The organism is Pseudomonas sihuiensis (assembly GCF_900106015.1).
Lineage (GTDB): Bacteria > Pseudomonadota > Gammaproteobacteria > Pseudomonadales > Pseudomonadaceae > Aquipseudomonas > Aquipseudomonas sihuiensis.
This window is the reverse complement of the sequence record NZ_LT629797.1, coordinates 4,423,714-4,441,944: the sequence shown is the minus strand read 5'-3', so window position 1 is coordinate 4,441,944 and position 18,231 is coordinate 4,423,714. Positions and strand designations below refer to the sequence as shown.

The 18,231-nt window shown below is 64.1% G+C and carries 18 protein-coding genes; 3 read left to right on the top strand and 15 right to left on the bottom strand.

Translation table 11 applies throughout. From position 1 onward, the window contains the following. Positions 1-50: 50 nt before the first annotated feature. The 6 genes from BLT86_RS20905 to BLT86_RS20880 all read right to left on the bottom strand — a co-directional run bounded on the left by BLT86_RS20905 (position 51) and on the right by BLT86_RS20880 (position 6,691). Positions 51-386 carry an enhanced serine sensitivity protein SseB C-terminal domain-containing protein gene (locus BLT86_RS20905; protein WP_092379362.1) on the bottom strand — a complete coding sequence of 112 codons (336 nt, stop codon included), beginning with the start codon at positions 384-386 and terminating at the stop codon, positions 51-53. Positions 387-513: 127 nt separating this feature from the next. Beyond that, positions 514-2,403, bottom strand: a complete 1,890-nt coding sequence (locus tag BLT86_RS20900) for a cytochrome c/FTR1 family iron permease (RefSeq protein WP_092379359.1) — start codon at positions 2,401-2,403, stop codon at positions 514-516. Between the two features lie 250 nt (positions 2,404-2,653). Further along, a complete protein-coding gene (locus BLT86_RS20895) occupies positions 2,654-3,286 on the bottom strand; it encodes a LysE family transporter (RefSeq protein ID WP_017678330.1) in 633 nt (210 codons plus the stop codon). Between the two features lie 58 nt (positions 3,287-3,344). Continuing rightward, positions 3,345-4,106 carry a TerC family protein gene (locus BLT86_RS20890; protein WP_092379356.1) on the bottom strand — a complete coding sequence of 254 codons (762 nt, stop codon included), beginning with the start codon at positions 4,104-4,106 and terminating at the stop codon, positions 3,345-3,347. Between the two features lie 132 nt (positions 4,107-4,238). After that, complete coding sequence (locus BLT86_RS20885; RefSeq protein WP_017678328.1) at positions 4,239-4,778, bottom strand: mechanosensitive ion channel family protein; 540 nt, start codon at positions 4,776-4,778, stop codon at positions 4,239-4,241. Next, positions 4,778-6,691, bottom strand: coding sequence for an ATP-binding cassette domain-containing protein (locus tag BLT86_RS20880; protein WP_092379353.1), 1,914 nt, complete (start codon positions 6,689-6,691; stop codon positions 4,778-4,780). Before BLT86_RS20880 ends, BLT86_RS20885 begins: the two co-directional genes overlap by 1 nt. A gap of 38 nt (positions 6,692-6,729) precedes the next feature. On the opposite strand from BLT86_RS20880, the gene BLT86_RS20875 reads away from it, so the two are divergent. Further along, positions 6,730-7,173: a TIGR02444 family protein gene (locus BLT86_RS20875; protein WP_017678326.1), complete on the top strand. Its 444-nt coding sequence runs from the start codon at positions 6,730-6,732 to the stop codon at positions 7,171-7,173. Here BLT86_RS20875 and BLT86_RS20870 read toward each other — a convergent pair. Further along, positions 7,170-8,132 (bottom strand): AlgP family protein, encoded by a 963-nt coding sequence (locus BLT86_RS20870; protein WP_017678325.1) that lies wholly within the window; start codon positions 8,130-8,132, stop codon positions 7,170-7,172. The genes BLT86_RS20875 and BLT86_RS20870 overlap by 4 nt on opposite strands. Before the next feature lie 193 nt (positions 8,133-8,325). On the opposite strand from BLT86_RS20870, the gene BLT86_RS20865 reads away from it, so the two are divergent. Further along, on the top strand, positions 8,326-8,973 hold the full coding sequence (locus BLT86_RS20865) for an FKBP-type peptidyl-prolyl cis-trans isomerase (protein WP_017678324.1): 648 nt from the start codon (positions 8,326-8,328) through the stop codon (positions 8,971-8,973). 207 nt (positions 8,974-9,180) lie between these two features. Here BLT86_RS20865 and BLT86_RS20860 read toward each other — a convergent pair whose 3' ends face one another. The 8 genes from BLT86_RS20860 to BLT86_RS20825 form a co-directional block, all read right to left on the bottom strand. Further along, positions 9,181-9,654: an Rsd/AlgQ family anti-sigma factor gene (locus BLT86_RS20860; RefSeq protein WP_017678323.1), complete on the bottom strand. Its 474-nt coding sequence runs from the start codon at positions 9,652-9,654 to the stop codon at positions 9,181-9,183. Between the two features lie 236 nt (positions 9,655-9,890). Continuing rightward, entirely contained in the window at positions 9,891-10,382 is a 492-nt protein-coding gene (locus tag BLT86_RS20855; RefSeq protein ID WP_017678322.1) for a disulfide bond formation protein B, read from the bottom strand. A 151-nt stretch (positions 10,383-10,533) separates the two neighbouring features. Next, positions 10,534-11,781 (bottom strand): heme biosynthesis HemY N-terminal domain-containing protein, encoded by a 1,248-nt coding sequence (locus BLT86_RS20850; RefSeq protein ID WP_059390881.1) that lies wholly within the window; start codon positions 11,779-11,781, stop codon positions 10,534-10,536. Then, a complete protein-coding gene (locus BLT86_RS20845) occupies positions 11,778-12,911 on the bottom strand; it encodes a uroporphyrinogen-III C-methyltransferase (protein ID WP_092379350.1) in 1,134 nt (377 codons plus the stop codon). Before BLT86_RS20845 ends, BLT86_RS20850 begins: the two co-directional genes overlap by 4 nt. 12 nt (positions 12,912-12,923) lie before the next feature. Further along, positions 12,924-13,691 carry a uroporphyrinogen-III synthase gene (locus tag BLT86_RS20840; protein WP_092379347.1) on the bottom strand — a complete coding sequence of 256 codons (768 nt, stop codon included), beginning with the start codon at positions 13,689-13,691 and terminating at the stop codon, positions 12,924-12,926. Next, a complete protein-coding gene (hemC, locus tag BLT86_RS20835; protein ID WP_045733739.1) occupies positions 13,688-14,626 on the bottom strand; it encodes a hydroxymethylbilane synthase in 939 nt (312 codons plus the stop codon). The genes BLT86_RS20840 and hemC overlap by 4 nt, the downstream gene beginning before the upstream one ends. 93 nt (positions 14,627-14,719) lie before the next feature. Beyond that, complete coding sequence (locus tag BLT86_RS20830; RefSeq protein WP_021487652.1) at positions 14,720-15,466, bottom strand: LytR/AlgR family response regulator transcription factor; 747 nt, start codon at positions 15,464-15,466, stop codon at positions 14,720-14,722. Next, positions 15,463-16,545 (bottom strand): sensor histidine kinase, encoded by a 1,083-nt coding sequence (locus tag BLT86_RS20825; RefSeq protein ID WP_017678316.1) that lies wholly within the window; start codon positions 16,543-16,545, stop codon positions 15,463-15,465. The genes BLT86_RS20830 and BLT86_RS20825 overlap by 4 nt, the downstream gene beginning before the upstream one ends. 243 nt (positions 16,546-16,788) lie before the next feature. On the opposite strand from BLT86_RS20825, the gene argH reads away from it, so the two are divergent. Beyond that, positions 16,789-18,183: an argininosuccinate lyase gene (argH, locus tag BLT86_RS20820; protein ID WP_092379344.1), complete on the top strand. Its 1,395-nt coding sequence runs from the start codon at positions 16,789-16,791 to the stop codon at positions 18,181-18,183. The last annotated feature ends 48 nt before the right edge of the window (positions 18,184-18,231 follow it).

The window sequence follows — 18,231 nt, the reverse complement described above, 5'->3', positions numbered from 1 at the left end:
AGCTACTTCCGCAGAGAAACCAGCGCCCAGTATGCCAGCAGGCGCGAGGCTCAGGCCTGGTAGAACGGTTCGCAGCGCTCACGCACGGCGCGCGACAGGTTGTCCTCGGCCAGTTCGATCAGATCCAGCTCCACCTCGTCCGGCAGCAGCTCCGCTACCAGCGCAGCCAGGCGACGCTGGCCACTCATGTCGGCGCCGGAAATTGCCAACAGCAGCCGCGGCTGCAGACCGATGGCTGGATCACGCAACGCAGCGAGAAAGGCCTCACGTATGGCAAGTTGGGCACAGGCCGCTGAGAGTGCCTGCTCCAGGGTGGGGTGACGCAATACAGCCAACGCCAGATCGGGGCTGTCGGCGTAGTGAGTGGAATGGATCGAGGAAGACATGCGCGCACTCGGCAGAGGAATTGGAAGCAGCCTAGGTGCACTGAGACCAGGTGTCGTAGCGGCGGTTCACGCTATGACACAACGAGGGCGGGCAAAGCTCGCCCTCGTTCCAACCTGAGTAGACTGTCTAGGCCTGCTCGACCATGCGTCGACGCTCCCCTAGCAGGCTGCGCCCGTACAGCAGCGCGATACCGACCAGCGCCAGGCCCTGCGCCGACAGGCTCCAGGCATCGGCATGAATGCCCAGCCAGTCGAACTCGAAGAAGGTCACCGGACGCGTGCCGAGCACGCCGGCCTCCTGCAACGCGGCCACGCCATGGCCAGCGAAGACCACGGAGAGCGCGCACAGCAGCACCGCGTTGACGCCAAAGAAGGTCGCCAGCGGCAGTTTGCGCGAGCCGCGCAGGATCACCCAGGCCAGGCCGATCAGCAGCACCAGCGCGGCAGCGGCGCCGACCAGTACCGCACCGTGCCCGGCAGGGCCGGCCTGCAGCCAGAGGGTTTCGTAGAACAGAATCACTTCGAACAGCTCGCGATACACCGAGAAGAACGCCAGCATGGCGAAGCCGAAACGGCCACCACCGCCGACCAGGCTGCTCTTGATGTAATCCTGCCAGGCCGCAGCGTGGCGGCGATCATGCATCCACACGCCGACCCACAGCAGCACCACGCTGGCGAACAGCGCCGTGGCGCCTTCCAGCAGCTCACGCTGAGCGCCGCTTATGTCGATCAGGTAGGCCGCCACCGCCCAGGTCGCGACACCGGCCAGTAATGCCAGACCCCAGCCGATGTGCACGCTGCGTACCGCCTGCTGCTGCCCGGTATTGCGCAGAAAAGCGAGGATCGCCGCCAGCACCAGAATCGCCTCGAGCCCCTCGCGCAGCAGAATCAACAGGCTGGCGAAGAAGCTCAGGCTGTCATCCATTGCGCCATCGGCCAGCAGCGCCGCAGACTTGTCCAGCTCGACCTTGGCCTGCTCCAGTGCCTGAGCAGCCTGCGCGACGCTGGCACCATCCTGCAGCGCCTGCCGATAGGCCATCAGGGCGCGCTCGGTAGTCTTGCGCTGTGCGGCATCGAGGTTGTCGAGAGCGCTTTCGACCAGTTCGAAGCCTTCCAGATAGGCGCCTACGGAGAGGTCATAAGCCTGCTCGCGATCACCTTCGCGGTAGGCCTGCAGGCTGCGCTCCAGGGTCGAGCGGGTGTAACCGATGAGCTGCTGCGGACCACGCTGCTCCACTACCGGATGAGCGCGCTGGGCGCGGAACGCGGCGACATCGCCGCCGGTGGCGGCGATCTCGGCAGGCGTGCGCCCTGCCAGCTCGTTCATGGCGAAGCGTGTCTGGCTCTGCGCTGGCGCTGTTGTGAAACCGGCGATGTAGGCAGCCAGATCCCAGCGTTGACGCTCGTCGAGCTGATCGGCGAAGGCCGGCATATCGGTGCCTTCGATGCCCAGACCGAGGGTGTTGTAGAGATCGTAAAGGCTCAGCCGATCCAGACGCGCGGCATCACGCAGATTGGCCGGTGCTGGCTCCAGGCCGATACCGGCAGGTCCATCGCCCAGGCCGGTGTCGCCGTGACACACCGAGCAGTGCTGAGCGTAGAGCGGCGCGCCGCGTTCCGGGTCCGGCGTCAGCACTGGGCTCTGCAACACCTGATAGAGCTCGGCCAGACGTGCGCCCAGTTTGCGGGCGGCGCCAGCCACCTCCTCGCCCGGCTGGCGCTGAGCAATTGCCTGACGCAGATTGCTGACGCCCTGCTCCAGCTCGGCGCGGCCGGCCTGAGCGGGCAAGGCGACGATCAGGCCCTGCAGTACATCGAGAAACTCCAGTTGCTCCTGATATTCACCGGCATCGATAACCTGACCGCCCGCAACGGTGGCCGGGTAATCAGCGCCGATGTAACCGATCAGGTGCAACGCCTGTGCGGCACCGTCGAGGGGCTCGCCAATGGCGAGAAAGCTCAGGCTGGCCAGCAAAGGCAGCATCAGCCAGGAAAGAGAGAAGCGAAAGCGGGTCATTAATGCATCCCAAACGAGAATGGGTGGCATTAAATTGTTGCTGGCCTAACGATTGAGCACAAGAAGAATATGAAATACTCAGTAACAAACTGCCGAGCGGAACCTGAAAGACCGTCTTGCCCGCACAGGCGGGCATGCAGAACCTGCGAATCACCTGGGCTCCCGCCTTCGCGGGAGTGACGATGAATGGCTTTTTCAGAACATCCCTGGCAAACGCTATCGGCCAGCGTTGAACGATAGCGACCGAGACTCAGACTGCCGCGCGCTTGACTGTCGCCAACAGGCCGGCCGCAGCTGCGAACAGGGCGGCGAAACTGCGATTCATCACCCGCTGCTGGCGGGGTGTGCGCAGCAGGCGCAGCACTCGCGAGGCAAGGCCGGTGTAACCGGCCATGACGATCAGATCGACGATGATCATGGTCACGCCCATGACCAGATACTGCGCCACCAGCGGCGCATGCGGATTGATGAACTGCGGCAGCACCGCGAGCATGAAGACGATGGCCTTGGGGTTGCTGAAGTTGACCAGAAAGCCACGCAACACCAGGGTCAGCGGCCGGCCGATAGGACGCTCGGCCGCGCCGGCATCCAGATCGCTGGGCAGGGCGACCCACTGTTTGTAAGCGAGGAACACCAGATAGGCCACGCCGAACCACTTGATCAGGCTGAAGGCCAGGGCCGAGGCCGCCAGGACGGCGCCTACACCCGCGGCGACGATGGCGATCTGCAGCGCCAGACCGAGCTGCAAGCCGAGCGCGTTCCAGTAGCCGCGCCAGAAGCCGTACTGCATACCGGCCGACATCGAGGCTACGGCACCAGCACCCGGCGACAGGCTGATCACCCAGCAGGCGACGAAAAAAGCGAGCCAGGTTTCGAGAGCCATGGCGTGATACCTCAGGAAAGAAAAACGGGAGCAGGCGTTAAAGCCTACTCCCGTCCGATCAATCCGGCGAGCCCTTGCGCAGTTGCACCGGCTCACTCGGTTCCTGCTTGCGCATCCGCCCGCGCAGGCGGATGTTGATGGCCTCGACGGCGAGAGAGAAGGCCATGGCGAAGTAAACGTAGCCTTTCGGCACATGCACATCGAAGCTCTCGGCGATCAGCACGGTACCGACGACGATCAGGAACGACAGCGCCAGCATCTTCAGGCTCGGATGCTTGTCGATGAACGAAGCGATGGTGCTGGCCGACAGCATCATCACCAGCACCGAGATGACGATGGCGGCGACCATCACCGGTACGTGCTGCACCAGGCCGACGGCGGTAATCACCGAGTCGAGGCTGAACACGATGTCGATGATGGCAATCTGGATGATGATGCCCATGAAGCCGTAACTCTTCTTCGGTGCATCCTGGCCGCCCTCTTTCGCACCTTCGAGGCTGTGGTAGATCTCCGCCGTACTCTTGAACAGCAGGAACAGGCCCCCGAAGAACAGGATCAGGTCGCGCCCGGAAATCCCCTCACCGAAGACATGGAACAGGTCAGTGGTCAGGCGCATCACCCAGGTGATCGACAGCAGCAGCAGGATGCGCGTCCCCATGGCCAGCGCCAGGCCGAAGAAGCGCGCCCTGGGCTGCTGCTCGACCGGAAGTCGGCTGACCAGAATGGAAATGAAGATGATGTTGTCGATACCCAGAACAATTTCCAGGGCGGTCAGAGTCAGGAACGCGACCCAAATTTCCGGGTTGCTAAGCCATTCCATTCGGAGTTACTCCAGCGAGGGGTTAGGTTGTGTAGGAAAAGTGACTGGCGACGACGGCCACGCATGGCCGCGGCGTACAGGCACCTTTCGTACAGACCCTAGGTTGCGCGATGCTTCTCGAAGTACGCGAGCTCAGCGCCAGCGCCGTACCGACTTCTGGAAGAACAGACTGTTGGGCACCTGGAGCAACGCGCCGGCCGCGTCTTCGCTGAGATCCTGCAGAGTGGTATAGAACAGATTGATGGCAATGACCCGGCCTTTGACGCCCGGTTTGTCGGCACTGTCGATCACCTCGACCGTATCGCCGATACGGAACGGCCCCATGGTGAAGATCAGCAGCGCGCAGAACATGTTCGACAGCACGCTCCAGATGGCGAAGAACGCCACCGCGGCGACCGCGGTGAAACCGGTCAGCGCCGTCCACAGCACGGTCGCGGAAACACCCAGGCGCTCCAGCACCATGAGCAGAGCGCTGCCCATGATCAGCCAACGCACCAGCCCGCGCAGCGGCTGCAGCACCTCTGCCGGCAGCAGGCTGTAACGCGCTCCGAGGCGGCTGATGGCGCGGGTGAGAATGCGCTGGGCGATCCACGCCAGCAGGATGATCAGCAGTACCTGGCCGGTGCGAATCAGTGGGTCGCGCCAGGCCGCCAGCAGTTCAAGCTGTTCCATTACTCGGCTTCCTCCAGTTGCTGCTGCAACGCCTCCAGGGTTTCCAGCGCCAGCAGCCAGGCTTCCTCCAGCTCGGCCTCGCGGGCCTTGAGCTGCGCCTGTTCGGCCAGACGCTGGCGCAGCTCATCCTTGCGCGCGGACTCGTACAGACCGCTGTCGCCCAGCTGGGTTTCCACGGTGGCGAGCTTTTCCTGCACCTTGCCCAGCTCCTGCTCGAGCTTGTCGGCCTGCTTCTTGTGCGGCGCCAGTTGCTGACGCAGCGCGGCGGCGGCCTGGCGCTGGGCGCGCTTGTCGGTCTTGTCCGCCGCCCCTTCAGCCGGTGCGCTCGGTGGCGCCTGGCGCTGCCGGTAATCGACCAGCCAGCGCGCGTAATCGTCCAGATCGCCGTCGAACGGCACCACCCGTCCTTCGGCAACCAGCAGGAATTCATCGGTGGTGCTCTTGAGCAGATGACGATCGTGCGAGACCACCACCACAGCACCGGCGAACTCCTGCAGGGCCATGGTCAGGGCCAGGCGCATTTCCAGGTCGAGGTGGTTGGTCGGTTCGTCGAGCAGCAGCAGGTTGGGCTTGCCCCAAGCGATCAACGCCAGGGCCAGGCGCGCCTTCTCGCCACCGGAGAAATTCACCACCGGCTCGTCGCAGCGCGGGCCACGGAAATCGAAGCCACCGAGAAAATCACGCAGGGTCTGCTCGCGCTCGGCCGGTGCCAGGCGCTGCAGGTGCAGCAGCGGGCTGGCCTTGTCATCCAGGGCGTCGAGCTGATGCTGGGCGAAATAGCCGATCACCAGGTTCTCGCCACGGGTCAGGCTGCCACCGAGCGGCTGAAATTCGGCCGACAGGTTCTTGATCAGCGTCGACTTGCCCGCGCCGTTGGGGCCGAGCAGGCCAATACGTGCGCCCGGCACCAGGCTCAGCTTGACCTGCTGCAGCACGGTCTTGTCGCCATAACCCAGGCGACCTTCGCTGAGGCTGAGCAGTGGCGTGGAGATCTTCTCGGCCTCGCGGAAGACGAAGTCGAAGGGCGAGTCGACATGCGCCGCGCTCAGCTCTTCCATGCGCTCCAGAGCCTTGATCCGGCTCTGCGCCTGACGGGCTTTGGTGGCCTGGGCCTTGAAGCGGGCGATGTACTTTTCCATGTGCGCGCGCTGCGCCTGCTGCTTCTCGTACGCCTGTTGCTGCTGGGCCAGACGTTCGGCACGGGTACGCTCGAAGGCCGTGTAGCCACCACGATAAAGCGTGAGCTTGCGCTGCTCGACATGGGCGACATGGTCGACCACGGCATCGAGAAAATCGCGGTCGTGGGAAATCAGCAGCAAGGTGCCGGGGTAGCTTTGCAGCCAGCCTTCCAGCCAGAGAATGGCGTCCAGATCCAGGTGGTTGGTCGGCTCGTCGAGCAGCAACAGGTCGGACGGGCACATCAGTGCCTGGGCCAGGTTCAGGCGCATGCGCCAGCCACCGGAGAAGTCGCCGACACGGCGATCCATCTGCGCGTTCTCGAAGCCCAGGCCGGCCAGCAGCTTGCGCGCGCGGGCGTCAGCGCTATAGCCGTCGGCGCTGTCCAGCTCGCTGTGCAGGCGAGCGATGGCCGCACCATCATGCGCCTGCTCGGCGGCCGCCAGTTCGGCCTGTACGCGGCGCAGGTTGTGATCGCCGTCGAGCACATAGTCCACCGCCAGCCGATCGAGGGTATCGACCTCCTGGCGCATATGGGCGATGCGCCAGTCACCGGGCAGCAGGCAATCGCCGGCATCAGGCGTCAGCTCGCCACGCAACAGGGCGAACAGGCTGGATTTACCGGCGCCATTGGCACCGATCAGGCCGGCCTTGTGACCGGCGTGCAGGGTCAGCTCGGCGCCTTCGAGAAGACGCTGCGGGCCACGCTGTAGAGTGAGGTTCTGGAGTCGGATCATAATGGCGGCGGAGTCTACCAAATCGCCCCGGAGGCCGCGTGCAGGATCTGTGGAATTTCGCCCTCAAACTCTACGCCAGAGCAGGCGTGGAACAGGCCTGCCTGGAGTTGCAGGAAACAGGCAGTGACGTATGCCTGCTGCTGACCGGTGCCTGGTTGCAGCGGCGCGGTGTGCGCTGCCTGGATGAGCGCCTGCAAGCACTGCAGCAAGCGGCTGCCCTTTGGCAACGCGAGGTGATCGCGCCCTTGCGTCAGGTACGCCAGGACTGGCGCGCGAACGCTAGCCAGGATGCGGAACTCGCAGCCTTACGTGAGCAGGTCAAGAAGCTGGAACTGCAGGCCGAGCGGGTATTGCTCGATCGTTTGCAGGCGCTGGCCGAGAACTGGCCAAACGAGGCAGGCGGAGACGATTGGCTGATTCGCCTGGCCGGAGGGGACAGCGCCGCGCTGCAGGTGCTACGCGGCGCCGTTGATCACCCTTAGGAAGCGCTCGGAGTACCCGGGGCGGTGGCCCCATTGGTGGCCGCAGGAGCAGCAGGGGCTGCCGCAGCAACTGGTGCGGCAACTGCCTTGGCAACTGCTGGCTTGGCCGGAGCCTTCTTCGCCGGCGCCTTGGCAGCGGCTGGTTTCTTCACCGCAGCCGGCTTGCTGACCGGTTTGCTCGCGGGTTTTGCAGGCGTGGCCTTGGCAGCCGGCTTAGCAGCGGGTTTGGCGACCGGTTTACTGGCTGCTGCGGGCTTGGCCGGTGCTTTTGCTGCAGCAGGCTTGGCTGCCGGTTTGGCGGCTGGCTTGGCTGCAGCGGGCTTGGCGGCAGCTTTCGGCGCAGCGGGTTTTGCCGCAACAGCCTTGCTGGCAGCTGGCTTAGCCGCAGGTTTGCTGGCTGCCGCCGGTTTCGCTACTGGCTTGGCGACGGGTTTGCTCGCCGGTTTGGCAGCAGCCGGTTTGGCCGGGGCCTTCTTCACGGGCGTCTTCGCAGCAGCAGGCTTCTTCGCCGCGACCGGCTTGCTGGTCGGCTTGGCGGCCGGAGCAGCGGCTTTGGCCTCACGTACATCCAGCGCCTTACCAGCGGCTTCCTTCACGTTGCCTACGCCCTGTGCCAGCTTCAGGCTTTCCTGGGCATCACGCTTGAGCTGGGCGATGTAGGTGCGGGTTTCGCTCTGGCTGGCCTTGAGCGAGTCGAGCAGCTCCTCCAGCTCGGCGACTGCGTCCTTGGCTTTGGCTTGCGCCTTGGCCTTGCCGGCAACAGCAGCGTCTTGCAGCTTGCTGCGAGCCTTGTGCAGTTTTTCCTGCGCCTTGCCGCGCTGCTTCTCCAGCTTCGCGAGCAGTTTCTCGGCGTCGATCAGCGCTTGCGAGCAGGCATTTTCCAGGTGTTCGAGCAGGCTGGCAGACAGTTGGTGCAGCAGGTGCAACGGGGTAGTGATGGACTTCTTCTTGGCCGACATGGCGCGCCTCCAGGCGGATGTGAACGCGCCCATACTAGACGCAGCCGCAAGGCCTCGCCATAGGCCTTTTGGCGAGCCGAGCAGATGCCGAACCGCGCTGGCATAATCGCCGAAGCCTTTTGCCGTTTCAGCGCACGCCACGGCGCCGCGTAATCTCAACAGCCCCTAAGCATCTTGATCGGGAGACACCGTAATGAGCCGCGCCGTACTAGCCGCCCTCGCTATCTGCTGCAGCCTGGGCGTACAGGCTGACCAGCACCAGCAGGATCTGGCCTACAGCCTCGGCGTGCGTCTTGGCGAGCGCCTGCACGACGAGGTGCCAGACCTGCCGCTGAGCGAGTTGCTCGAAGGCTTGCGCCAGGCCTACGAGGGCAAGCCCCTGCGCCTCGACGCCAGCCGGATCGAGCAACTGCTCGATGAGCACGAAGCGCGTATCGAAGCCTCGCCACAGCGCCAGAGCAAAGCTATCGAGGCCGAGCAGCGTTTTCTCGCCGAGCAACGTCGCCGCCCTGACGTACGGGCGCTGGCCAACGGCGTACTGGTGACCGAGCTCAGCCCTGGCAGCGGTCCCATGCCCACCGCTCGCAGCCGAGTACAGGTGAGCTACCGCGGCGAACTGGCGGACGGCAGCGTCTTCGACGAGAGCAGCACACCGCAGTGGTTTCGCCTGGACAGCCTGATCGGCGGCTGGCGCAGCGCACTGCTGCAAATGCCGAAAGGCGCTCACTGGCGCCTGGTGATTCCATCGGATCAGGCTTACGGGGAGGAAGGTGCGGGCGACTTGATACCGCCCTATGCGCCACTGGTGTTCGATCTACGCCTGCTCGACGTAGCCGACTGAAGGCTAGCCTGCCGGCCTGATGCCGATCCGATCAGAGCGGCCTTGCGTAGGAGCCCCACCCCGGGGCGAAGCTTTTCAAGTGCGTTCAAGTGCGCACCGTCCTGATTCGCGGCGAGGCGCCGCTCCTACAAACTTGATGCGCCGACGCTTAACTGACTGGCGTCAGCCTCACGGCCCGGAGTACTCCGGACCATTGCCAGCACGGGCTCAGAGCGCTTCGGCGGCCAGTTCCTGATGAGCGTTGTGCAGTACTTCGATCAGGCAGTCTTCCAGCTCGAAACGCTCGTGCAGCAACTGCCCCAGATGATTGAGCTCTGCCACCAGCGACGTGCTGTCGCGACAATCGCCATTGTCGCAGTGGTCATTGAACGCCAGCGCGACCGCCGTAATGGCTTCGATACGCGGGTAGATCTGCTTGGCCAGCTCCAGACCACGCTGGTCGTTGAAGGCCTTGGCCTCGTTGGTCAGCTGCTCGTAGACCTCGAAGTGACCAGCAGACACGTAGTCCACCAGCAACTCGCAGAAACCCTGCAGAGACTCACAGTTGATGGCTGGCGCCTGCGGCGCCTTGGTGAGGGCGGTGTAAGCCAGCACAAGTTCGCGGCGTTCACCCAGCCAGCGATCGATCAGCTGGTGAACCCCACCCCAACGTTCCTGTGCATTCTGACAACTCTCAAGCATGATGAACCTCGCTTCCCTTATCGATAATGCCTGTTATACGTCCGCTCCCGAGACGTTTTTCTGTCAATCGGTGCTTGGCCTTGGGAAGGCAACCGCAAAATGGCATTTTTCCGGCGGTGCGTGCGAGCCAGATTATGCTCGTGGGCACCCACCATCAAGGCATCGCCGTGAGAAAGTTTCATACGAGCGTTTAATCTCGAAGCCACGACCCGCGTGGCTTCGTGCAATTCGCATTCTCAATTGCGACGCAGCAGCTGGAACAGGCAGAAACCGAGCATGCCGATGAAACCGAGCAGGCTCCACTCGGGGATGCTCATGCCAAACAGCGTCCACTTCACCTCGGCACAGTCAGCGCTCCCCTGGAACACCAGGCGCACGATGTCCTGCATCGGCAGGGCTTCCATCATGAACTCGAGGCTGGGCAGACAGGCTTCGAGCTGATCGGCCGGTACGCTCTGCAGCCAGATCTGCCGGCCAGCGGTAGCGGCGCCAGCGCCGGCGAACAGCAGTGCCAGCACCGCGTAGATGCGACGACCGAGACTCCCCGGCCCATGGATCGCAGCGATCAGGCAGACCACGCCGAACAGAATCACGCAGATTCGCTGCAGCACGCACATCGGACAGGGTTCCAGGCCGACGACATGTTCCAGGTACAACGCAGCCGCCATCAGCAGTACGCAGCCGATGAATGCCAGGAAAAACAGAGGACGCGGGCTGGCCAAGTGCATGGTGGCTCCGGGAGGGAAATCGAGGGCAGTACGGTAGAGGAAAGCGAGGGCGCCTTTCAAGGCGCCCCATGACTCAGAGCAGGCTGTTCATCATGCCCGAATGCCCCTCCGTCCGTACGGCGAGTGCGCTGCGGCAATCAGCCGCATCCATTCAGGCTGTCACGCCCTGCGGTTGCGGCAGCGGTGGCAAGCCCTGATGCAACAGGCCGAGGCTCTCCAGCAACAGCTGATTGCTGCGTTCCAACTCGCCCAATTGCGCCAGCAGACGCGCCAGCTCGGCGCAGGTTTCCGGGTGGCGCTCGAGCTTCAGACTGGTCTCGAAATAGTCTCGCGCCTTGCCCCACAACTGGTTCTGCAGGCTCAGACGGCCCAGGGTCAACAACAGGGCAGGATCCTGCGGATGCTGCTTGAGCCAGAGTTCGGCCGTTTGCAGCTGACGCGCCGGGTCGGCGCCACGCAGCACACCGTAGAAGCGCGCCAGACGGCTGTCGTAACCACGTTTGAGCGCGCTGCGCAGCACTTCCTCGGCTTCTTCCTGCGCGCCCAGTCGACGCAGTTGCTCGACATAGGTGGCGATCAGCTCAGGCTCCTGACGCAGTGGCGCGGAAAGCTGCTGCCAGGCTTGCGTCAGCGGCTGAAGTGCAGTTTCGCCATGGCCCTGGCCAGCCAGTCCGGCATCGGCCAGGCGACCACGCCAGGTTTCGCGCTCCAGCTCGTCGAGTTCTGCGGCGGGCAGCGCCTTTTCCTTGCGCAACTCGGGCAGCAAGCCAAGCAGTGCCGACCAGTCCTGGCGCTGCAGATACAGACGCTGCAATTGTCGCAGCACCAGGTGATGGCCTGGGTGGCGTTCACGCATGGCCTGCAGGGTTTCCAGTGCCGCGTCGCTGTCGCCGCGGTTACGCTGCAGCTCGGCGTGAGTCAGGGCAATCGCCAGTTCGGCCTGGGGTTGCTTGTTCAGTGCGCGTTCGAGCAATGCGTCGCTCTGCTCGTGATCGCCAAGCTTGCTAGCGGCACGAGCAGCGCCGAGGTAATACATCAATGGCTGACTGTCGGCTTCGGCGGCACGGGTCAGTTGACGCTGGGCACGCGCCCAGCGACCTTCGGCCAGGTCGAGCATGCCCTGCTCGGAAGCCAGGCGCACACGGCGGTTGCGATGCAGACGCGACCAGGGGTTGGCCAGCCGTGTCGAGCTGAGCAACAAACGCAGTGTCCACTTGACCAGGTAGTACAGCACCACCACGACCACCAGCAGGCCAAGGAATGCCCACAGGCCGGACTGATAGCGAAAGCCCTGGTAGGCGAACAGCACATAACCGCGATCAGCCTCGATGGCCAGACTGAGCAGATACAGCCCGGCGGCGATGGCCAGCAATAACAGGAGCCAGATCAGGCGTCTCATTGCGCCTCCTCGGCCGCCGCGGCCCCCTGCCGACGTTGCGCCTGTTTACGTTGCAGGTAGGCCTGCAGCGCATCGAGCGAGTCGCTCAGGTCCGGCACCTTGACCTCGATGCTGGCATCGGCCAGCTCGCCGAAGCGCTGGCGCAGGGCACGACTGTCCGGGTTGTCCAGGTTGAAGTGGGCATCGAGGATTTCCTCGGCCTGTTTCAGCGACTGCTTGTACACACCGGTCTGACCATGCAGCGCGGCCCATTGCGCCTGTTCCAGCGCCAGCGAAAGGCTCAGGCGCACCTGCGACAGGCTTTGCCCGGACAGCAGCGGACGCACGTTGCGATCGGCGTCGAACTCGATACGGAAGTACTCCGAAAGCTTCTTCGCCCACTCGCTCCACCAGGCACTGCCGTCGCCTTCGGCTGCCAGGTCGGAGAGCACGTCACCCTGCCCTTCGAAGGTCGGCGCCAGTGGATTGAGGGTAGCGGCCTGCTCACGCAAGGCGCCCAGCTGCAGGAACAGGCCGACGCGATCCGGGCGCTCGGTGGTGCGCAGGGCTTCGAGACTACGGCTGAGCTGCTCGCGGGCAGCAAAGGCGGCAGGGTCGTCCTGTTCGCGAAGAATGTCATCGGCAGCCGCCACCAGTGCCTCGGCACTGGCGACGTCCTGCAGCGCAGACAATCTCAAGGTGGCCAAGCGCAGCAGGTGTTCGGCCTCGTCCAGGCGCCAATCCTGGCGGCTACCATCGAGCACGCTTTCCAGGCGCTGACTCAGGCGCTGCTGATCGCTCTGCAGATTGGCCAGCAGGCGACGGCGCTCGTCCAGCTCGCTGGCACTGGGTAACTCGGAGAGACGCTTATCCAGTTGCCGGGACAAGTCAGACACTTGCTTGGCACTGTCGTCGCGGGTGCTTTGCAGGTCTTCGGCCTGCTGCTGGTCCCTGCCCTGCATTTCATGCAGTTGCCAGAGGCTCCAACCGCCAGCACCGGCGCCAGCCAGGCCAATCAGCAAGGCGAATGCGGCAAGGCCGCTGCCAGCGCCACTGCGTGGTGCCTTCACCGGTGGCGGTGCAGGTGTGGATTTCACGGCTTCGCTGGCCGGTTTTTCTTCTGGCGTGTTCGGGGTGGATGCTTCGCTCACGTATCCGTCCTTTTAGAGGGCGGCAGCCGGAAACTGCTCCAAAGCTGCCTGCAAGGCCGCGGCACTGGCGCCGCGACAGTCCACAACGATCTGGGCACCCGCAGCGCGGGCCTGTTCGGCGACGCGCGGGCTGGGTACGAACAAGGGTAGCCGAGCCAACGCCGGCCAGTCATCGCCGGCTAGCTGCAGCAGATGTTCGAAACCCTGCCCACTGCTGACAACCAAGCCATTCAGGCGTTCCGCTTGCACTTGTCGGCTCAGCTCGCCCGGCGCGTACTGCGGCAGCACACGGCGATACAGTGGCAGATAGTCGACGCTCACACCTTGGCTGCGCAAGCGCTCGGCGAGGAATTCTCGGCCACCTTCGCCACGCAGGATCAGCACGCGCGGTGCAGGTGCCGCGATGGCCTGCTGCAGTGCAGGCAGAGCGAGCAACGCCTCGCTGTCATCGCCCAAGTCGGGAAAATGTACGCCCAAGCCTTGCTCGGCGAGTACCGCAGCGGTAGCCGCGCCGACACTGAACCAGGGCAGATCAGGCGTCGGCGCCCCATGCTGCGCCAAGAGCTGCAGGCCAATTCGGGCTGCCGGCTTGCTGACCACGATCACCGCGCAGTAACGCTGCAAATCGGCAAAGGCGCTGCGCTGCTCGGGTGTCTCGTCCAGTGCCTCGATGGCCAGCAGCGGCATGCAGTGGCTGACGACACCCTGCGCAGCCAGGGTCTGCGCCAGCGCCGCACAATCCTCGGCAGGACGCGTCAGCAACAGGCGCCAAACGCTCAAGGGTGACCGGCCTCACCATAGACGGCCTGGAGAATGGCATCGGCCCCCTGCGCCAGCAGCGCCTCGGCGACACGCACCCCCAGAGCCTCGGCATCGCTACTGGCGGCGCGATCTTCGGCGCGCAGCAACAGGCCGCCGTCAGGTTGGCCGACCAGGCCGCGCAGCCACAGCTGATCATCTTCGAGCAGGGCATAGCAGGCGATAGGGACCTGGCAGCCGCCATTGAGGTGCTTGTTCAGCGCGCGCTCGGCGGTGACACGTAGCGCGGTGTCACGGTGATGCAGCGGCGCCAGCAAGGCATGCACGTCGCTGTCGGCACTGCGGCACTCGATGCCCACGGCGCCCTGGCCGCCGGCCGGCAGGCTGTCCTCGGCGCTGATCGAACTGCGGATACGATCCTCGAACCCCAGGCGGATCAGGCCGGCTGCGGCGAGGATGATGGCGTCGTACTCGCCGGCATCGAGCTTGGCCAGGCGGGTATTGACGTTGCCGCGCAGGAACTGGATTTTCAGGTCAGGCCGGCGCGCCAACAATTGAGCCTGACGGCGCAGACTGGAAGTACCGACCACGCTGCCGGCGGGCAATGCATCAAGGCTGGAGTAGGTGTTGGAGACGAAGGCGTCGCGCGGGTCTTCACGCTCGCAAATGCAGTACAGGCCCAGCCCTTCGGGAAAGTCCATCGGCACGTCCTTCATCGAGTGCACGGCAATGTCGGCCTCGTTTTCCAGCAGTGCGGTTTCCAGCTCCTTGACGAACAGGCCCTTGCCACCGATCTTCGCCAGCGGCGCGTCGAGCAGCTTGTCGCCGCGGCTGACCATGGGCACCAGGCTGACCTTCAGACCGGGATGAGCCTGTTCCAGGCGGGCTTTGACATGTTCGGCCTGCCACAGGGCCAAGGCGCTCTTACGGGTGGCGATGCGAATTTCGCGGGACATGAGGCAATTCCAGAAAACCGATTGCCGCGAATCATAACAGGCTCGCCCGACGCCGGCGGAAGGAGGCGGCCATAGGCCGCAGCCGGCGCCCCCTTATAGAGACTGCATCAGTTTGCGTACACCGGCCACATGACGGCGGCTGACCACCAGCGAGTCGCCGTCCAGACCTTTGAGGAACAGTTGAAAGTGGCCGAGCGGGGTGCGCTGCAGGCGCTCGATACGCTCGCGCGCCACCAGCGCATTGCGATGGATGCGCACGAAGCGATCACCGAACTCGTCTTCCAGCGCCTTCAACGGCTCATCCAGCAGGACTTCACCACCCTCGTGACGCAGGGTGACGTATTTGTGGTCAGCGATGAAGTAGACCACGTGATCCAGCGGAATCAGCTCGATGCCCTTGCGGGTACGGGCACTGATATGGGTACGCGGGCCACCGCCAGTCTCAGCTGCGGGACGAGTCAGGGCGGCCAACTGCACACGATTGGGCCGCTCGGCCTTTTTCAGCGCTTCGCTCAGGCTCTCAGGGCGCACCGGTTTGACCAGATAGCCCACTGCACTGACCTGGAAGGCTTCCAGAGCGAACTCATCATGCGCCGTGCAAAAGATCACCGCTGGCGGCGCTTCGCGCTCGCACAATTTGGCAGCCACCTGCAGGCCGTCGAGGCCGGGCATGCGGATATCCAGCAGGACCACATCCGGCTTGAGGCTATCAATCAGGGTCAGGGCTTCCTCGCCATTGCTGGCGGCGGGCTCCAGGACCCGGTAACCCTCGAGCTCACCGACCATGCGGCTCAGGCGCTCGCGGGCAAGGGGTTCGTCATCGACGATCAGGACATTCATATTGCTCTGGCTTCCTGCGTGAGTCTCGCACAAGGATAGCGTAGACAGCTGTAATGACGGCCGTCACGGCGCTCCACGCTGAGACTCGCGCGCGGCCCAAAAAGTGCCGCCAGGCGCGCATCGATATTACTCAGCGCTTGCTGCGTTCCCCGTGACGGATGCTGCTCGCCCCGCTCTTCATACGGATTGCTGACACACAAGCTGAACACACCATCCTGGTAATCCGCCTCGACCCGCACCAGGCCGCCTTCGATACGCGGCGCGATGCCATAGATCAGCGCATTCTCCAACAGAGGCTGCAGGGTCAGCTGGGGAATCGGCAGATCCTCCGGCACACCTTCGACCTCCCACTGCAACTGTAGTCGCTCGCCGAGCCGATAGTGCTCGATCGATAGATATCGTTTCGCCAGTTCCAGTTCCTCCTTCCACGGCACCAGCGTGCCAGGTTTGGCCAGGCTGGCGCGAAACAGATCGGACAGATCCAGCACCGCCTGCTCGGCCTTGTAAGGATCGAGCGTGACCAGGCTGGCGATGCTGTTGAGGCTGTTGAACAGAAAGTGCGGGCGAATCCGCGCTTGTAACGATTCGATCCGCGCACGCAGCTCGGCCTGCTCCTGCCGACGCCATTGGCTCTGCAGATAGAAATAGCGTAGCAGCAGTGCGGACATGATCAGGCTGATCAACGCATGACGCAGATAAAGATTCACTTCACCACTGCGCGGCAGCGGCCCACCCAGCTCGTAATAGTCGGCCACCGCCGTACAACCCAGGGTCAGCAGCACCACCAGCGCGCAGCACAGCCCCCCAGCCAACGCGGGACGCAGACGTGCCAGCAGCGGCCGCAAGCGGCAGAGCACAGCAGCCGACAGCAGCACGATCCACTGCACGAACAGTGAAGTCAGGGCCAGGCGTACCCAGTCGAACCCCGGCGTCATCGGTTCGGCGAGCACCAATACCAATACCAGCAACTCGGCCAACAGCACCATGCTCAGCAGCGCTTCGGGCTGACACAGTTCCGGGACGAAGAAGTCGTCGATAGCGGCGTTGTATTTGTTCTTGGTAGAGGATTGTCTGTGCATCGACGCAGTTTCCTTGTCGCCCTGCGAGCCGGCAAGCCAGACGGCCCCAGCCGGACAAAATAAAGCACCGAAATGCCGCCTTCAGGGCAAAATTGTGAAGCAGCCGACAACGCCATCGAACGCCCAACGGCGAACGCGCCCCGGCGAAACGCCTGCCGACCCTGTTATTATCGACGCACTTTGTCCGCCATGCCGGCCGCCGACGCGGCCGCCCGATCCAGAGCCCGAACCAGAGCAAGTGCCATGAGCAGCGAAAAAACCAACCAATCCTGGGGCGGCCGCTTCAGCGAACCTGTCGACGCCTTCGTCGCCCGCTTCACCGCCTCGGTCGAATTCGACAAGCGCCTGTACCGCCACGACATCATGGGCTCCATCGCCCACGCCAGCATGCTGGCCAAGGTCGGCGTCCTCAGCGATGCCGAGCGTGACGCCATCATTGATGGGCTCAAGCAGATCCAGGGTGAGATCGAAGCCGGCCAGTTCGACTGGCGCGTCGATCTGGAAGACGTGCACATGAACATCGAAGCGCGTCTGACCGACCGCATCGGCGTTACTGGCAAGAAGCTGCACACCGGTCGTTCGCGCAACGATCAAGTGGCCACCGATATCCGCCTGTGGCTGCGCGACGAAATCGACATCATCCTCGCCGAGATCACTCGCCTGCAGCAGGGCCTGCTGGGATTGGCCGAAGCCGAAGCGGACACCATCATGCCGGGGTTCACCCACCTGCAGACCGCCCAGCCGGTGACCTTCGGTCATCATCTGCTGGCCTGGTTCGAGATGCTGTCGCGCGATTACGAACGCCTGGTCGACTGCCGCAAGCGCACCAACCGCATGCCGCTGGGCTCGGCGGCGCTGGCCGGCACCACCTACCCGATCCAGCGCGAAATCACTGCACAACTGCTGGGTTTCGACGCCGTTGGCGGCAACTCGCTGGACGGTGTATCGGACCGCGACTTCGCCATCGAATTCTGCGCTGCCGCCTCGCTGGCGATGATGCACCTGTCGCGCTTCTCCGAAGAGCTGGTGCTGTGGACATCCGCCCAGTTCCAGTTCATCGACCTGCCGGATCGCTTCTGCACTGGCTCCTCGATCATGCCGCAGAAGAAGAACCCGGACGTGCCGGAGCTGGTGCGTGGCAAGACCGGCCGCGTGTTCGGTGCCCTGACCGGCCTGTTGACCCTGATGAAAGGCCAGCCGCTGGCCTACAACAAGGACAATCAGGAAGACAAGGAACCGCTGTTCGACGCCGCCGACACCCTGCGCGACAGCCTGCGCGCCTTCGCTGACATGGTCCCGGCGATCAAGCCCAAGCGCGAGATCATGCGCGAAGCCGCGCTGCGCGGTTTCTCCACCGCCACCGACCTGGCCGATTACCTGGTACGCAAGGGCCTGCCCTTCCGCGACTGCCACGAGATCGTCGGCCACGCCGTGAAGTACGGCGTCGACAGCGGCAAGGACCTGGCCGAGATGAGCCTGGACGAGCTGCGCCAGTTCAGCGACCAGATCGATGATGACGTGTTCGCCGTGCTGACCCTGGAAGGCTCGGTGAACGCCCGCAACCATATCGGTGGCACGGCGCCGAACCAGGTGCGTGCCGCCGTGGTGCGTGGCCGCAAACTTCTCGCTACTCGCTGAGGTCGCAAAGGGGCGGCGCACGCCGCCCCTGCCAAGGCAGGCCATTCG

What these genes read in the sequence shown, in the direction of transcription:
- BLT86_RS20880 (WP_092379353.1), bottom strand. Translation starts at nt 6,691, where the DNA reads ATGATCCGACTCCAGAACCTCACTCTACAGCGTGGCCCGCAGCGTCTT.
- BLT86_RS20825 (WP_017678316.1), bottom strand. Translation starts at nt 16,545, where the DNA reads ATGCACAGACAATCCTCTACCAAGAACAAATACAACGCCGCTATCGAC.
- hemC (WP_045733739.1), bottom strand. Translation starts at nt 14,626, where the DNA reads ATGTCCCGCGAAATTCGCATCGCCACCCGTAAGAGCGCCTTGGCCCTG.
- BLT86_RS20895 (WP_017678330.1), bottom strand. Translation starts at nt 3,286, where the DNA reads ATGGCTCTCGAAACCTGGCTCGCTTTTTTCGTCGCCTGCTGGGTGATC.
- BLT86_RS20860 (WP_017678323.1), bottom strand. Translation starts at nt 9,654, where the DNA reads ATGCTTGAGAGTTGTCAGAATGCACAGGAACGTTGGGGTGGGGTTCAC.
- BLT86_RS20850 (WP_059390881.1), bottom strand. Translation starts at nt 11,781, where the DNA reads ATGAGACGCCTGATCTGGCTCCTGTTATTGCTGGCCATCGCCGCCGGG.
- BLT86_RS20865 (WP_017678324.1), top strand. Translation starts at nt 8,326, where the DNA reads ATGAGCCGCGCCGTACTAGCCGCCCTCGCTATCTGCTGCAGCCTGGGC.
- BLT86_RS20900 (WP_092379359.1), bottom strand. Translation starts at nt 2,403, where the DNA reads ATGACCCGCTTTCGCTTCTCTCTTTCCTGGCTGATGCTGCCTTTGCTG.
- BLT86_RS20890 (WP_092379356.1), bottom strand. Translation starts at nt 4,106, where the DNA reads ATGGAATGGCTTAGCAACCCGGAAATTTGGGTCGCGTTCCTGACTCTG.
- BLT86_RS20855 (WP_017678322.1), bottom strand. Translation starts at nt 10,382, where the DNA reads ATGCACTTGGCCAGCCCGCGTCCTCTGTTTTTCCTGGCATTCATCGGC.
- BLT86_RS20870 (WP_017678325.1), bottom strand. Translation starts at nt 8,132, where the DNA reads ATGTCGGCCAAGAAGAAGTCCATCACTACCCCGTTGCACCTGCTGCAC.
- BLT86_RS20830 (WP_021487652.1), bottom strand. Translation starts at nt 15,466, where the DNA reads ATGAATGTCCTGATCGTCGATGACGAACCCCTTGCCCGCGAGCGCCTG.
- BLT86_RS20905 (WP_092379362.1), bottom strand. Translation starts at nt 386, where the DNA reads ATGTCTTCCTCGATCCATTCCACTCACTACGCCGACAGCCCCGATCTG.
- argH (WP_092379344.1), top strand. Translation starts at nt 16,789, where the DNA reads ATGAGCAGCGAAAAAACCAACCAATCCTGGGGCGGCCGCTTCAGCGAA.
- BLT86_RS20885 (WP_017678328.1), bottom strand. Translation starts at nt 4,778, where the DNA reads ATGGAACAGCTTGAACTGCTGGCGGCCTGGCGCGACCCACTGATTCGC.